This window comes from Lysinibacillus sp. FJAT-14222 (genome assembly GCF_001278875.1).
In the GTDB taxonomy this organism is placed as follows: domain Bacteria; phylum Bacillota; class Bacilli; order Bacillales_A; family Planococcaceae; genus Lysinibacillus; species Lysinibacillus agricola.
Genome location: NZ_LIYL01000046.1, coordinates 14,079 through 28,880 on the forward strand (window position 1 = coordinate 14,079; position 14,802 = coordinate 28,880).

Here is a 14,802-nt window from a genome sequence, read left to right on the forward strand (position 1 = left end):
TTATGTCAGTGAAATTAAGGTGTTCTATTAAAGAAAGTATGGCTCTTCGGCAAAGCGAGGGGTTGATTTCCGTTCCGACTGGGCGCTTTCCTGGGGGCGTCCGATGAGCCGCTTCACTCGCGTTGCTCGCTCCNCCAGGGTCTCATCTGTGACGCTAATCCCCAAGGAGTCGCCCAGCCTCCACTCCAATCAACCACTTTACATTTGCATATATCTTCTGGCATGACACTAATATATTAAAATGAAACTTCAGCAATGTTTTATCTATGCGAAAGCAAAGCGACAGTAATAACAGATGTACAATCACTTCACTGCAATAAGTCTATTTTGTTTGATTATGGTGAATAGCCATAGTGTTCACTCATGAATTGAATAAAATTTATAAAAATTCTATGCTATCGTTGAGACAGGCGAGACCCTGCACGGAGCGAAAGCAGAGGAAGCGGCTCGCCGCTCGCCTACAGGAAAGCGAGTAGCCTGGAACGGAAATCACCCTCATTTAAAGCGCCACAACATTTACAAAGATTCCATCGACCATTTTGATTTTTTATCTGTTAAATCAACTAACTATAAGATTTTTAATTTTTAATTGTGGACAACAGAGGGGATAGTTTTCGTTTAGGTTAAAGATTTAATGTTCTAGCATTCGCAATTCTTGTCGAAATACGTGCTATAATGTAAAGCTTTCTGATTATCCACAATTGGAAATGATCCTTACTTTAGATTTTGCAGAAAATATGTTAGTCTAAGGTGTTAGTAAGTATTGGTCGGTTTTGTTTATCCACATGTGGATAACGTTAAGGAGGTCATTAAATGGAGTTCGATACAATTGCTGCGATATCCACACCTATGGGTGAAGGAGCTATTGCTATTGTTCGTTTAAGTGGGGACGAAGCAGTCGCGATTGCAGATAAAATATTCAGATCGCCTGGTGGTAAAAGTTTAACAACGAAGGCTTCACATACAATTCATTATGGACATTTGGTCGATCCAAAGACAAATGAGGTTGTAGAGGAAGTAATGCTGTCATTAATGCGCGGACCTAAAACATTCACTCGTGAGGATGTAATAGAAATTAACTGTCACGGGGGACTAGTTTCGGTGAACCGTGTATTAAAGCTAGCATTAACAAATGGAGCAAGACTCGCAGAGCCAGGTGAATTTACAAAACGCGCATTCTTAAATGGACGTATCGATTTATCACAGGCTGAAGCAGTCATGGATTTAATAAGAGCAAAAACTGATAGAGCGATGAATGTTGCGTTGGGACAAATGGATGGCAAATTATCGCGTTTAATTGGTGACTTACGCCAAGCATTACTAGAGACATTAGCGCAAGTAGAGGTTAATATAGATTATCCGGAGTATGATGATGTAGAAGAGATGACGGTACCAATATTAGTAGAAAAATGTACATGGGTACGAAATGAAATTATTAAACTTTTGCAAACATCTTCTCAGGGGAAAATATTACGAGAGGGTCTATCAACTGTTATTTTAGGCCGCCCAAACGTTGGGAAATCTTCTCTTTTAAATAGTTTAGTACAGGAGAATAAGGCTATTGTGACAGATATAGCGGGTACAACTCGTGATATTATAGAAGAGTACGTGAATATACGTGGTGTTCCGCTTCGTTTAGTCGATACGGCTGGTATTCGAGAGACAGAGGATATCGTTGAACGAATTGGTGTTGAACGTTCACGTGAAGCGTTACGTGGCGCAGATTTAATTTTATTTGTTTTAAACTACGCAGAAGAATTGACTGCTGAGGATGAGCGTCTATTCGAAACAATTGAGGCGATGGATTACATCGTTATTGTCAATAAAACAGATCTTCCGCAAAAAATTGATGTAGCACGCGTCAAAGAGCTAGCAGGCAAACATCGCGTTGTGACAACTTCTCTTTTACAAGAAGAGGGTATCACAGAGCTAGAGGAAGCGATTGCCGCGTTATTCTTTGAAGGGCAAATTGAAGCGGGCGATTTAACATATGTTTCAAATGCAAGACATATTGCATTACTTCATCAAGCACAGGCAACGGTCGAGGATGCATTAGCTGCAGCACAAGCTGGTGTGCCTGTTGATATGGTGCAAATAGATGTAACAAGAACATGGGAAATACTTGGTGAAATTATCGGTGACACAGTACAGGAAAGCCTAATCAATCAGTTATTTTCACAGTTCTGCTTAGGAAAATAATTTTACTAAAGAAAGGAAGATACGAGCTATGCCAACAAAATATGAGGCAGGCACGTTTGATGTTATCGTAATTGGCGCAGGTCATGCAGGTTCTGAAGCTGCACACGCCGCTGCCAAAATGGGTGCTAACACACTGATGTTAACAATCAATTTAGATATGATTGCATTTATGCCATGCAATCCATCCATTGGTGGTCCTGCCAAAGGAATCGTAGTACGAGAACTTGACGCATTAGGTGGCGTCATGGGGAAAGTTATAGATAAAACGCATATTCAAATGCGTATGTTAAATACAGGGAAAGGTCCTGCTGTACGTGCATTACGTGCACAAGCGGACAAAGTTCTATACCAACAAGAAATGAAACGCATGTTGGAGGAAACTGAAAACTTAACAATTCAGCAAGGAATGGTGGAAGAGCTAATAATTGAAGACGGGGAAGTAAAAGGTGTTATTACACAAATTGGTGCTATATACCGCGCTAAAACAGTTGTTATCACAACAGGTACATTCCTTCGCGGTGAAATCATTATTGGTGACGTAAAATATTCAAGTGGGCCTAATAACCAACAACCGTCCATTCGTTTAGCTGATAACTTAAAAGAGCTTGGTTTTGACCTTGTGCGTTTTAAAACAGGTACTCCACCACGAGTGAATAACCGTACAATTGATTATGATAAAACAGAGATTCAACCAGGAGATGATGTTCCACATGCATTCAGCTTTGAAACAACTGAATTCATCATGGATCAACTTCCTTGCTGGTTAACTTATACAAGCCCAGAAACACATGAAATTATCGAGGCTAACCTACATCTTTCACCGATGTACTCAGGGATGATTAAAGGAACGGGTCCTCGTTATTGCCCTTCTATTGAAGACAAAGTTGTGCGATTTAACGATAAACCGCGCCACCAAATTTTCTTAGAGCCAGAAGGTCGCAATACACGTGAAGTATATGTACAAGGTTTATCTACTAGCTTACCAGAGCATGTACAAACACGTTTATTAAAATCAATTCCAGGTTTAGAAAATGCAGAAATGATGCGTGCTGGCTACGCTATTGAGTATGATGCAATCGTGCCAACACAATTATGGCCAACTTTAGAAACAAAACGTATTAAAGGCTTATATACAGCTGGCCAAATTAACGGAACATCAGGTTATGAGGAAGCAGCTGCCCAAGGCTTAATGGCTGGGATGAATGCTGCTGCTAATGTACTTGGTAAAGAAGAATTGATCTTAAGTCGTTCAGATGCCTATATTGGCGTATTAATTGATGATCTAGTAACAAAAGGAACAAATGAGCCGTATCGTTTACTAACATCTCGTGCAGAATATCGTTTACTACTTCGTCATGATAACGCAGATTTACGTTTATTAAAGCTAGGTTATAATATGGGTATGATTTCTGATGAAAGATATACAAGATTTAATGAGAAAAAAGAGCTGATTGATAACGAAATTGGACGTCTTCGTGAAGTTATTATTAAACCAAATGAAGCAACACAAGCTGCTATTCGCTCTGTAGGTGGTAGTGAGCTAAAAGATGGTATTCGTGGAGCAGATTTATTAAAACGTCCAGAAATGCATTATGATTTAATTTCTTCGTTAATTCCAGCAGACATAGAGTTTGTGGATGAAGTGAAGGAACAAGTTGAAATTCAGCTTAAATATGAAGGTTATATTGAAAAAGCATTGCAACAAGTTGAAAAGCTTCATAAAATGGAGAATAAAAAAATCCCTGAAAATATTGATTATGACGCTATTTCAGGTCTAGCAACAGAAGCGCGACAAAAATTAAAACAAGTTACACCACTTTCTATTGCTCAAGCATCACGAATCTCTGGTGTAAACCCAGCAGATATTTCAATATTACTCGTTTATATTGAGCAGGGTAAAATCGCACGTGTCAGCGGTGAATAATTAAGTAAGAGCAGTAAAGTGAATAAGAGGCGGGCATACCATTGTGCCCGCTTCCTATTTTTAAGGCTATCCTATTTTTACGTAGTTGATTTGGGGAATGTGAGCGGATACATGACTTACAAGTCAATGTTAGAGATAGTAAAGCCATATAGATAAAGGAGACTTTACATGAACGAACAACAATTTATTGAGGCGCTAAAGGAGAAGGGTATCGAACTTTCTGAAAAGCAGATTGCTCAATTTAAAAAATACTTTGAGTTACTTGTTGAGTGGAATGAAAAGATGAATTTAACTGCTATTACCGATGTAGAAGGTGTTTATTTAAAACACTTTTATGATTCGATTAGTCCCTCTTTCTATTTTGATTTTTCAAAGGTGACGACAGTTTGTGATGTTGGAGCAGGAGCTGGTTTCCCAAGTATTCCAATTAAAATCTGTTTCCCGCATTTACACGTAACAATTGTGGATTCATTAAATAAAAGAATTACATTTTTAAATCATTTAAGTGATGAATTACAATTAGAGAATATGCATTTTGTACACGCACGTGCAGAGGAATTTGCTCAAAATGCGAAATATCGTGAGCAATTTGACGTTGTAACAGCCCGTGCAGTAGCCCGTTTATCGGTCTTATCGGAGTTATGTGTACCACTAGCAAAACAAGGTGGCTATTTTGTTGCTTTAAAAGCAGCAGCAGGTGCAGAAGAATTAAAAGACGCAAAAAAAGCATTGACTACATTAGGGGTTACTTTAAAAGAAGAATTTTCTTTCCAATTACCTGTTGAAGAAAGTGACCGCATTTTATATATCTTTGATAAAATAAAAGGAACACCCAAAAAATATCCGCGTAAACCAGGTGTACCAAATAAAACACCGATTCAATAATTAGTGTTTCATGTGAAACTTCTCAAAGTAGAAAATATTTTTTCTGTTTTGAGCATACATACTAGTTATGGATGGTTCACGCAAATGACATCTATGAACTATATACATTTTAGGAAATATAATAAATAATAATAGAATGACACAGAGCAAGATAGTTACTTAAAGGTGGTGCCACTTGGATGAAAAGTCCTTTTTCACGTTTTTTTGGAGGCGGGAATAAAACTGAGCCTATTGTGAAAAATGAAGTAGAACAAGCAGAGGCGGTTCATGCAGCAGAAGAGGTTATAAAGCTGCCTATTGATCAAATTGTGCCTAACCGTTTTCAGCCACGTACTATTTTTGATGATGAAAAAATTGAAGAATTATCAAGAACCATTCATACGCATGGTGTGATTCAGCCAATTGTTGTACGTAGAACATTAGAAAATCAATATGAAATCATTGCTGGTGAGCGTCGTTATCGAGCAATGAAAAAGCTACAATGGACAGAAGTTCCTGCCATTATAAGAAATTTAACTGATAAGGAAACAGCTTCTATCGCGTTAATCGAGAACCTGCAGCGTGAGGAGTTAACTGCAATTGAAGAAGCTGTCGCCTATCAAAAATTATTAGAGCTTCATGAGCTGACACAAGAAGCTCTAGCCCAACGACTTGGAAAAGGACAATCCACGGTAGCCAATAAATTACGTTTATTAAAGCTGCCTGAAGAAGTGCAGCAAGCTATTTTGAAGCGTGAAATTTCTGAACGACATGCACGTGCATTAATTGCGATTAAAGATCAGCCATTACAGCTAGCAGTTTTACAGCAAACGATAGAAAATGATTGGAATGTTCGTCAGTTAGAAGAGCAGATTTATTCTTTATTACATCCAGAAGCAGAAGTTCAAGAAGAAGCGGAACCGAAGAAAGTAAAGCCGAAACGTAAGGCCATTAGTAAAGACGTACGCATTGCTTTAAATACGATTAAACAATCGTTATCTATGGTAACAAAGAGCGGTATAACAGTTAAGACTGAAGAAGAAGATACAGAGGAATATTATCAAATCACAGTGAAAATACCTAAAAAGAAAAAGTCGTAAGTCGTGATTGAAGTTATATTAGAAAAATAAAGAATTGACTTTTATGGCATCACCAATAGTTGGGGATGCCATTTGTAAAACGTAAGCCATGTATATAAGGTGATTTCCGTTCCGGCTGGACGCCCCCAGTCGGAACGGAAATCAAACCTACGTTATGATGATAAACCACTTTTATATCTCTGTAAAAAGGAGGTATCTCAGAAATATTTCTGAGATACCTCCTTTTTTTGCATATATTCTTAATATTTTATACAACTCTGTTGTGTTTTTTTGATAGAATGAAAGTAAGATAGCGGTATTGAACAGTGATTTTACAAATGGATTTGTCAAAGCGAACTTTGATAAATGAAAGCAGGTGCTTTTAAATGGGTAGAATTATAGCAATCGCCAATCAAAAGGGTGGCGTAGGAAAAACAACGACATCGGTCAATTTGAGCGCTTGTCTAGCATATTTAGGGAAGAAAGTACTCTTAATCGATACTGATCCACAGGGAAATACAACAAGTGGACTTGGTGTTAATAAAGGAGATCTTCAAGGCTGTATTTATGATGTGTTAATTGATGATGAAAACGTTGAAAATGTCATTCAACAAACAAATGTCGAAAACTTAGCAATTGTTCCAGCAACCATTTCACTAGCCGGAGCAGAAATTGAATTAGTTTCGACAATTTCAAGAGAAGTACGTTTAAAGCATGCACTTCAAGATGTAAAAGAAGACTATGATTATATTATTATTGATTGCCCGCCTTCGTTAGGGCTTTTAACAATTAATGCTTTAACTGCATCGGATGCACTTATTATTCCTGTACAATGCGAATATTACGCTTTAGAGGGGCTAAGTCAGTTGTTATCAACCGTCCGTTTAGTGCAGAAGCATTTAAATCAGCAATTATACATTGATGGTGTATTATTGACGATGCTCGATGCACGAACGAACCTAGGCTTACAAGTTATTGATGAAGTAAAAAAATATTTCCAAGATAAAGTATACAAAACAATTATTCCTCGTAATGTGCGATTAAGTGAGGCTCCAAGTCATGGACAGCCAATTATCATTTATGACGCAAAATCAAGAGGTGCAGAAGTTTATTTAGAGATGGCGAGGGAAGTGATTAAAAATGGCTAAAGGTTTAGGAAAAGGCATTGGTGCACTATTTCCTGGAGAGTCTTTAGAACAAAGTGGGCAAGTGGAAGAAATACAATTAGAGCTTATCGTCGCAAACCCATTTCAGCCTCGTAAAATTTTTGATGAAGAAACTTTACAAGAATTAGCAGACTCTATACAGGAACATGGCATTTTACAGCCAATTGCTGTACGTAAAAAAGGACGGAAATATGAAATCGTTGCTGGGGAACGCCGTTATAGAGCAACTCAATTAACTGGGTTAGAGGTTATTCCAGCCATTATAAAAGAGCTATCAGATACGCAAATGATGGAACTAGCTATTTTAGAAAATCTACAACGTGAAGATTTGACAGTTATTGAAGAGGCTGAGGCATATCAAAGCCTAATGGAAAACTTACATTTAACACAGGAGGAGCTATCCAAACGATTAGGAAAGAGTAGACCACATATTGCCAATCATGTTCGTTTACTAGCATTACCAGAAGATGTTCGTGCGTTCATGAACGATGGCACACTATCGATGGGACAAGGACGAGCCTTACTTGGATTAAAAAATAAAAGAAGAATATCTGAAATAGCAAATAAGGTTATTAAACAAGGTTTAAATGTGCGTCAAGTTGAAATGTTAGTACAAAACTTAAATGAAGAAGTTTCACGTGAAACAAATCAACCGAAGAAAAAGGATATATTTGTTGCAGCTAAGGAAACACAATTACGTGATTATTTTGGAACAAATGTCCAAATTAGGAAAGCTAACAATAAAGGGAAAATTGAAATTGAATTTTACTCTGAAGATGATTTAGAACGCATTTTAGAAATACTAAATTTAGAGGAAGAGTAAGAGAAATTTCGATAACGTAATCAGAGCGCCGGGCTACAAGGCGCTCTCTATTTTTCTAGAGAGAAGGAAGGTTGGGACGTGGTATTACTAGGTGCATTAATTAACGCTTTGCTCATTATGGCTGGTGCATTAGTAGGGCGCATTTTTAAAAATATTCCTGAATCGATGAAGTCCACTGTATTATCGATCATCGGTTTAGCAGTTGCACTTTTAGGGATTAAAATGGGCTTTGAAAGTGATAATTTTATTATTTTAATGATAAGTTTAGTAGTAGGTACAGTAATTGGTGAGTGGCTAGATTTAGATAAGCAAATGAATAGACTTGGAAAATGGGTAGAATCTTTATTTAGTAAAAATCGTACTGATAATAATCAAATTGGCATAGCAGAAGGTTTTGTATCGGCCTCTTTAATATTTGTAGTTGGCTCTATGGGCGTCATTGGCGCACTCGATAGTGGTCTGCGTAATGATCATAATGTACTTATTACGAAAGGGTTAATCGATGGATTTATATCGATAATATTAACATCTACATTAGGTATTGGCGTGCTATTATCTGCGGTGCCTGTATTCGTCTATCAAGGATTAATTGCACTTTCTGCAGGTGTTATCAGCTCTTTTATACCAGATGCTGCACTACAAATGTTTATTCAAGAAATGACTGCTGTAGGCGGTGTTATGATTTTTGCCATTGGTCTAAATATAGCAGGCTTAACTAAGATCAAGGCTGCCAACTTGTTGCCAAGTCTCATCGTTGTCGGTATTGTGGTTGCTATCTTCTATATTTTTCAGTGAATAACGATGTGCAGCAAGCAATAACGCTCTTGAAAGCTTTTCTGCCATTGCATAGGAAATATGAAGTCTTGTATTTTGTAAAACAAGCATTTCCATAAAGCCTCCAACATTGACTATTCCTTTAATGGAAATATCGCCGATGGGAGGTAATTCTTTTTTTACAGCTTTTCCTGGAAAAATAGGTCCATTCTGTACAGAAATATGTCCAACGTTTTGTTCACTTCCAAGACATGCATCAATCGCAATGATGAAAGGTTTTATAGTATGATTGTGTAGCTGTTGCATAGTAGTGTCTAAATTAAGAGCATGCAAAGGATTGTCTAAAGAGCCTACAATTTCATATGGAAAACTAACTGACTTTTTTAGGAAGCTTCCTGTTAATGGCCCAAGTGTATCACCTGTACAACGATCACTTCCAATACAACAGAAAATAAGGCGTTCATGATGAAACGGTATATGTTCTAAAAATAATGTACTTAACTGCCAAACGATATTTTTACTTTCATGATGAAGAGAATAAGGGAGTAACAATTTTGGTATAGTATTCATAAAAAAACTCACTTTCCTTTTTATTTGTAAGAAGTGCTCGATTTTTATGCAGTATACGCAAATTTTTAGCAAGTTATTCAAGAGGTGGTAATAATGGATTGGTTTAGTGAAAAGGTATTAAGTAACTTATGGGATAAGCTGATGTCAGAGAAGCTTTGGGAAACGATAATAACTGCTTCAATTAAGATAACGGTTATTTTGATCGCATCGTGGCTAGCTGTCCGATTAGGTAAAAAATTTATTAAAAAAGTGTTTTTAATGCGAATGCGTTCACCATTAGACCATTCAGAACGTCGACAAACAACAATTTCAAGATTATTACAAAGTGTCATTTCCTATGCTGTTTATTTTTCGGCAATCATTGCTATTCTCGCTATCTTAGAGATTAGGATAGCTGGATTATTAGCTGGAGCAGGGATTGTCGGTTTAGCAATCGGTTTTGGTGCGCAGAGTTTAGTGAAGGATGTCATTACTGGATTTTTTATTATTTTTGAAGATCAATTTGGTGTTGGCGATTATATAAAAATAAATGCAGCTGAAGGAACTGTTGTAGAGATAGGTTTACGTACAACAAAGATTAATGGTTCTACAGGGGAGCAGTTTATTATTCCGAATGGTTCGATTGGTGATGTTGTCAATTACTCTGTCAACAACTCTAAAATTTATATAGATTTACAAATGGCGACCGATGCTAATTTTGAAAGAGCTGAATCTATTATTAAAAAGTATTTAGATACTTTACCTAAAATTCATAAAGAACTTGTAACAGTACCAGTTTTTTTAGGTGTACAGAATGTCAAAGGCACAGAGGTAACGATTCGTATAGCCGCAGAGACATTACCACAACAGCAATATGGAGTGGCACGTACTATTCGTCGTGATGTTACAAAACTCTTTGAAGAAAATAATATTCCGATGGCTCATCCGAAAATGATGTTCTATGGTGGTGTTAATGGAAATGAAGAGGGGAGAAGTGAGTAATATGGAAGCGAAGAAATTTGGTTTAAACGATATTGTGGAAATGAAAAAGCAGCACCCATGTGGCACAAATAAGTGGAAAATTATTCGGATGGGGGCGGATGTACGCATTAAATGCGAAGGCTGTCAGCATAGTGTCATGATTCCACGTCGCGAATTTGAGAAAAAAATGAAAAAGGTTTTAATTTCTACAAGTGAAGACTAGCCTCGATGTGTATTAGACTTTTTATGAGTGAATCAATATAATAGATAGGGTTATACAGTGATTCATCAGTGAGGACTTTTTGTAACCTCACAGTATCCGTTAGTACGAGAAATAAGAGCAAATTTGAACAGATCATAGAAAGGTTGTGTCCATTCATGGCATTAACAGCTGGAATCGTTGGTTTACCTAACGTAGGAAAATCAACATTATTTAACGCAATTACAAAAGCGGGCGCATTGGCTGCAAACTATCCATTCGCAACAATCGATCCGAACGTCGGTATTGTTGAAGTACCAGACGCACGTTTAGATAAATTAACAGAATTAGTAATACCTAAAAAAACAGTACCAACAGCATTTGAGTTTACGGATATTGCTGGAATCGTAAAAGGCGCTTCAAAAGGCGAAGGTTTAGGGAACAAATTCCTTGCTCATATTCGTGAAGTAGATGCAATTTGCCAGGTAGTACGTTGCTTTGTAGATGAAAATATTACGCACGTATCAGGTGCAGTTGATCCGATTGACGATATTGAGGTCATTAACTTAGAGCTTGCACTTGCTGATTTAGAATCTGTTGATAAGCGATTACAACGTGTTAGCAAAATGGCAAAGCAAAAAGACAAAGAAGCGATGATCGAAGAACCAGTTCTGATGAAAATTAAAGAACAATTAGAAAACGGTAGACCAGCACGCGCTGCAGAGCTTTCAGAGGACGAGCTAAAGGTTATTAAAGGACTTCATCTTTTAACGATTAAACCAATGCTTTATGTAGCAAACGTTTCAGAAGATGAAGTAGCTGACGCAGATAATAATGAATATGTGCAAAAGGTACGTGAGTATGCAGCTGCTGAAGGAGCTCAAGTTATCACAATTTGTGCAAAAATCGAAGAAGAAATTTCTGAGCTCGATGATGAAGAAAAAACGATGTTCTTAGAAGAGCTAGGTATTAAAGAATCTGGATTAGATCAATTAATCCGTACTTCATATGATTTACTAGGACTAGCAACTTACTTCACTGCTGGGGTACAAGAGGTACGTGCATGGACATTCCGTAAAGGTATGAAGGCGCCACAATGTGCTGGAATCATTCACACAGACTTCGAGCGTGGATTTATTCGTGCAGAAACAGTTGCTTTCGATGATTTAGTAGAGGCTGGTTCTCAAGCTGCTGCTAAGGAAGCTGGTAAAGTACGTCTTGAAGGTAAAGAGTATGTTGCGCAAGACGGCGATATTATGTTATTCCGTTTCAATGTATAAAAAACGTGCAAGGGCAATCATAAAAAAAGATTGCCCTTTTTTTAACGATGCAGTTATCTGAATTTTCAAATCCGAAAGGGGAGGTACAGTTTGAACATATTACAAATAAAAGAGCACGGTTTAGAAATTGAGCAACTAGGTAGATTGCCAAAAGATGTATTGGAGCTTATTTATGAGCACCAATTGTTTAAGCTGTTCACAACAAAGGAATTAGGCGGTAAGGATTTAGATTTATTAGAGGGCATTAAGGTATTCCAGCAGATGTCTGCACTTGATGGCAACTTTGGCTGGCTTGTCACAATAGGTACAGGTGGTAACGCATTTATTCCAACATTAAACCAAGAAATTTGTGAAAAAATATATTCACCAAGAAATGCAGTAATAGCAGGCAGTGGTTATCCTACAGGCACAGCAGTAAAAATGGATGGAGGCTATCGTGTAACAGGCCAGTGGAAGTATTGTAGTGGAGCAGATTATGCTACAACCTTTACGATGAATTGCTTTATTGAGCATGAAGGTGTTAGAACAGATGAAATAATTAGTTGCTCAGTAGATCGTGACCAAGTAGAGGTTCTTGATGATTGGCGAGCAATGGGCTTAAAAGCGACAGCTAGTCATACGATTCGTGTGCAGAATGCTTGGGTACCCCGAGAGGCAACGTTCCAATTGGGCACAATGAAAAATAAGTATGGAAGTGCAGTACATAGTTTTCCGTTTGGAGCATTTGCGGAAGCTTCATTTTTAAGTGTTTGTCTTGGTATAACAGAAGATTTCTTAGAAGAGACGTCTATTTTAGTGAAGCAAAGAAACTATGATCCAAGCCGTGCTGAACGTATGGGTGCAATACAATTTATACTGATGCAGCAACAGAAGCACTTTAGACAGCTTGAGGAGCAATTTTATGCTATGTTAAATGAATACTGGCAAAAACATAAAGAAGGTCATGAGTTCACTGCAGAAGAACTACAACAATTTTCACGAATGAGTAAGGACAATGCAGATGCTTGTGTAGATATTGTCAATAACTTAATACGTAGACTCGGTATGGATGCAATTACGGAAACATCTCCGATTAATCGTATTTGGAGAAATTTATATACAGCTGCACAGCATGTTTTTTTAACTCCTTTCTGATTCCGGACGCAATTATGCCGAGGCATAATTGATTGCCATAAATTTGTGTTCAAATAAAATCTGCTTGGAGCCAAGCAGATTCTATATGTAAAGTGTCTTATCCAAGTTATTTCTTTTCCTCAGGCATATATACATAAAGCTTAGGTAAATGAGGATCATCCTGTACTAATGCATTTTTTGGATATTTGCGCAACTCTTTATACATGGCAAAATCACCTACTGCCCCAGCTATTAGAAAAGCGCCTACTAATACTAAAACAGTATTGTTAAAGTAAAAACCTGCGATTGTCGGAAGGACGCCAGTTGTCCAGAATGGAAGTAATAAAGCTTTTTTCATTGCATGGTTTGGTAATGGTTGTTCAGTTGTTGCGTACGCTATGCCAAGCTCTAAATTAAGGCCATATTTTAATGATTTAAAGGGCGCGCCTCCAAAGGCCATAAAACCAATTAAATGAAAGGCTTCATGTAAGACAATGAAAACAATATACAGGATGGCAAAAAGTATGGACCCACTAATCATAGTCCAAAATGAAAAATCAAAATCTTTAAAGCAAATATATTGGATAGCTACAAATAATATGACAAGACCACTTGTGACAACAATATTGTCCATCATGAGCTTTTTTATATCCAACTCTATTACGATTGGTTCTTTATCTGGTAGCATGAAGATCCTCCTTTCATGAATCAATTATATTTATTATATAGAATGAATTGTTTGTTTGCGACTTGAAAGACATGTACCTATATGTTACAATTCATTGATGTGAGTAATAATTATTACTTGCTCCTTGCTCCCTGTATACAGGAGAGCCTAAGTCCATAAGGAGGTGTAAACAGATGAGAAAATACGAATTAATGTACATCGTACGTCCGAACATTGAAGACGAAGCGAAGAAAGCTTTAGTTGAACGTTTCAACGAAGTCTTAACTTCTAACGGTGCAGAAGTCATCGAATCAAAAGAGTGGGGCAAACGCCGCTTAGCTTATGAAATTCAAGACTTCCGCGAAGGTTTCTACCAAATCGTGAAAGTAAACGCTCCTTCAGAAGCAATTAACGAATATACACGTCTTGCTAACATTAGCGAAGATATCATTCGCCACATTGCAGTTCGCGAAGAAGCATAATCATTTATTTTTAACAAAATGCTGAAAAGGAGGTTGCATTTCTGATGATTAACCGTGTCGTATTAGTTGGAAGACTAACAAAAGATCCTGAGCTACGCTATACACCGAATGGGGTTGCGTCTACACGATTTACAGTTGCTGTGAATCGAACATTCTCAAACCAACAAGGTGAACGCGAAGCTGATTTCATTAGCTGTGTTGCTTGGCGCAAACAGGCTGAAAACCTAGCGAACTTCATGCGAAAAGGAAGTTTAATTGGAGTGGAAGGTCGCATTCAAACAGGTAGCTATGAAGGACAAGATGGTAAGCGAGTATACACAACAGATGTAGTGGCAGATAGCGTACAGTTTTTAGAACCTCGTAGTGGTAGCGGTGCTCCTGCATCTCCTCAATACGGTGGACAGACTTACGGTAATAACCAACCGTCATATGGCGGTGGTCAACCACAACAACAGTTTGGTGGTGCTATGCCAGGGCAGGGTTCATTTGGCGGCGATTCTTATCAGCAAAATCAACCACCTGTGAATCAGCCGAACTATACACGTGTAGATGAGGATCCATTTGCTAATAGCAAAGGACCGATAGAAGTATCTGAGGACGATTTACCGTTCTAATACTTCTAAAATAAAAAATGATAAGGAGGAGACATACTATGGCACCACGTCGCGGAGGCCGCAAACGCCGTAAAGTTTGCTACTTCAC

At 37.7% G+C, this 14,802-nt stretch carries 15 protein-coding genes; 13 read left to right on the plus strand and 2 right to left on the minus strand.

Going from position 1 to position 14,802, the window contains the following annotated elements; all coding sequences use genetic code 11:
• Nucleotides 1-813: 813 nt before the first annotated feature.
• The 7 genes from mnmE to AN161_RS18935 all read left to right on the plus strand — a co-directional run bounded on the left by mnmE (nt 814) and on the right by AN161_RS18935 (nt 8,850).
• Complete coding sequence (mnmE, locus tag AN161_RS18905; RefSeq protein ID WP_053595898.1) at nt 814-2,199, plus strand: tRNA uridine-5-carboxymethylaminomethyl(34) synthesis GTPase MnmE; 1,386 nt, start codon at nt 814-816, stop codon at nt 2,197-2,199.
• 28 nt (nt 2,200-2,227) lie between these two features.
• A complete protein-coding gene (gene mnmG / locus AN161_RS18910) occupies nt 2,228-4,123 on the plus strand; it encodes a tRNA uridine-5-carboxymethylaminomethyl(34) synthesis enzyme MnmG (protein WP_053595899.1) in 1,896 nt (631 codons plus the stop codon).
• A 168-nt stretch (nt 4,124-4,291) separates the two neighbouring features.
• A complete protein-coding gene (rsmG, locus tag AN161_RS18915) occupies nt 4,292-5,008 on the plus strand; it encodes a 16S rRNA (guanine(527)-N(7))-methyltransferase RsmG (protein ID WP_053595900.1) in 717 nt (238 codons plus the stop codon).
• A 179-nt stretch (nt 5,009-5,187) separates the two neighbouring features.
• Nucleotides 5,188-6,087 carry a nucleoid occlusion protein gene (noc, locus tag AN161_RS18920; protein WP_053595901.1) on the plus strand — a complete coding sequence of 300 codons (900 nt, stop codon included), beginning with the start codon at nt 5,188-5,190 and terminating at the stop codon, nt 6,085-6,087.
• 365 nt (nt 6,088-6,452) lie between these two features.
• Nucleotides 6,453-7,214, plus strand: coding sequence for an AAA family ATPase (locus AN161_RS18925; protein ID WP_053595902.1), 762 nt, complete (start codon nt 6,453-6,455; stop codon nt 7,212-7,214).
• Entirely contained in the window at nt 7,207-8,055 is an 849-nt protein-coding gene (locus AN161_RS18930; protein WP_053595903.1) for a ParB/RepB/Spo0J family partition protein, read from the plus strand. The genes AN161_RS18925 and AN161_RS18930 overlap by 8 nt, the downstream gene beginning before the upstream one ends.
• Nucleotides 8,056-8,133: 78 nt before the next feature.
• The gene (locus tag AN161_RS18935; RefSeq protein ID WP_053595904.1) at nt 8,134-8,850 is read left to right on the plus strand and encodes a DUF554 domain-containing protein; all 717 of its coding nucleotides are present in this window, start codon (nt 8,134-8,136) and stop codon (nt 8,848-8,850) included.
• On the opposite strand, the gene yyaC is transcribed toward AN161_RS18935, so the two are convergent.
• The gene (gene yyaC, locus AN161_RS27730; protein WP_075807294.1) at nt 8,767-9,399 is read right to left on the minus strand and encodes a spore protease YyaC; all 633 of its coding nucleotides are present in this window, start codon (nt 9,397-9,399) and stop codon (nt 8,767-8,769) included. The genes AN161_RS18935 and yyaC overlap by 84 nt on opposite strands.
• 93 nt (nt 9,400-9,492) lie before the next feature.
• Between yyaC and AN161_RS18940 the strand changes: the two genes are divergently transcribed.
• From AN161_RS18940 to AN161_RS18955, 4 genes are all read left to right on the plus strand, one after another.
• Complete coding sequence (locus AN161_RS18940; protein ID WP_082340225.1) at nt 9,493-10,380, plus strand: mechanosensitive ion channel family protein; 888 nt, start codon at nt 9,493-9,495, stop codon at nt 10,378-10,380.
• A 1-nt stretch (nt 10,381) separates the two neighbouring features.
• Nucleotides 10,382-10,582: a DUF951 domain-containing protein gene (locus AN161_RS18945; RefSeq protein ID WP_053595906.1), complete on the plus strand. Its 201-nt coding sequence runs from the start codon at nt 10,382-10,384 to the stop codon at nt 10,580-10,582.
• A gap of 155 nt (nt 10,583-10,737) precedes the next feature.
• Nucleotides 10,738-11,838: a redox-regulated ATPase YchF gene (ychF, locus tag AN161_RS18950; RefSeq protein WP_053595907.1), complete on the plus strand. Its 1,101-nt coding sequence runs from the start codon at nt 10,738-10,740 to the stop codon at nt 11,836-11,838.
• Between the two features lie 90 nt (nt 11,839-11,928).
• On the plus strand, nt 11,929-12,972 hold the full coding sequence (locus tag AN161_RS18955; RefSeq protein ID WP_053595908.1) for an acyl-CoA dehydrogenase: 1,044 nt from the start codon (nt 11,929-11,931) through the stop codon (nt 12,970-12,972).
• 106 nt (nt 12,973-13,078) lie between these two features.
• Here AN161_RS18955 and AN161_RS18960 read toward each other — a convergent pair whose 3' ends face one another.
• Nucleotides 13,079-13,639 carry a DUF3267 domain-containing protein gene (locus AN161_RS18960; protein WP_053595909.1) on the minus strand — a complete coding sequence of 187 codons (561 nt, stop codon included), beginning with the start codon at nt 13,637-13,639 and terminating at the stop codon, nt 13,079-13,081.
• A gap of 173 nt (nt 13,640-13,812) precedes the next feature.
• Here AN161_RS18960 and rpsF point away from each other — a divergent pair, with 173 nt between their 5' ends.
• Together rpsF and ssb are read left to right on the plus strand one after the other, a co-directional pair.
• Complete coding sequence (gene rpsF, locus AN161_RS18965; RefSeq protein WP_053595910.1) at nt 13,813-14,100, plus strand: 30S ribosomal protein S6; 288 nt, start codon at nt 13,813-13,815, stop codon at nt 14,098-14,100.
• A 44-nt stretch (nt 14,101-14,144) separates the two neighbouring features.
• Nucleotides 14,145-14,714: a single-stranded DNA-binding protein gene (gene ssb / locus AN161_RS18970; protein WP_053595911.1), complete on the plus strand. Its 570-nt coding sequence runs from the start codon at nt 14,145-14,147 to the stop codon at nt 14,712-14,714.
• Nucleotides 14,715-14,802: the final 88 nt, after the last annotated feature.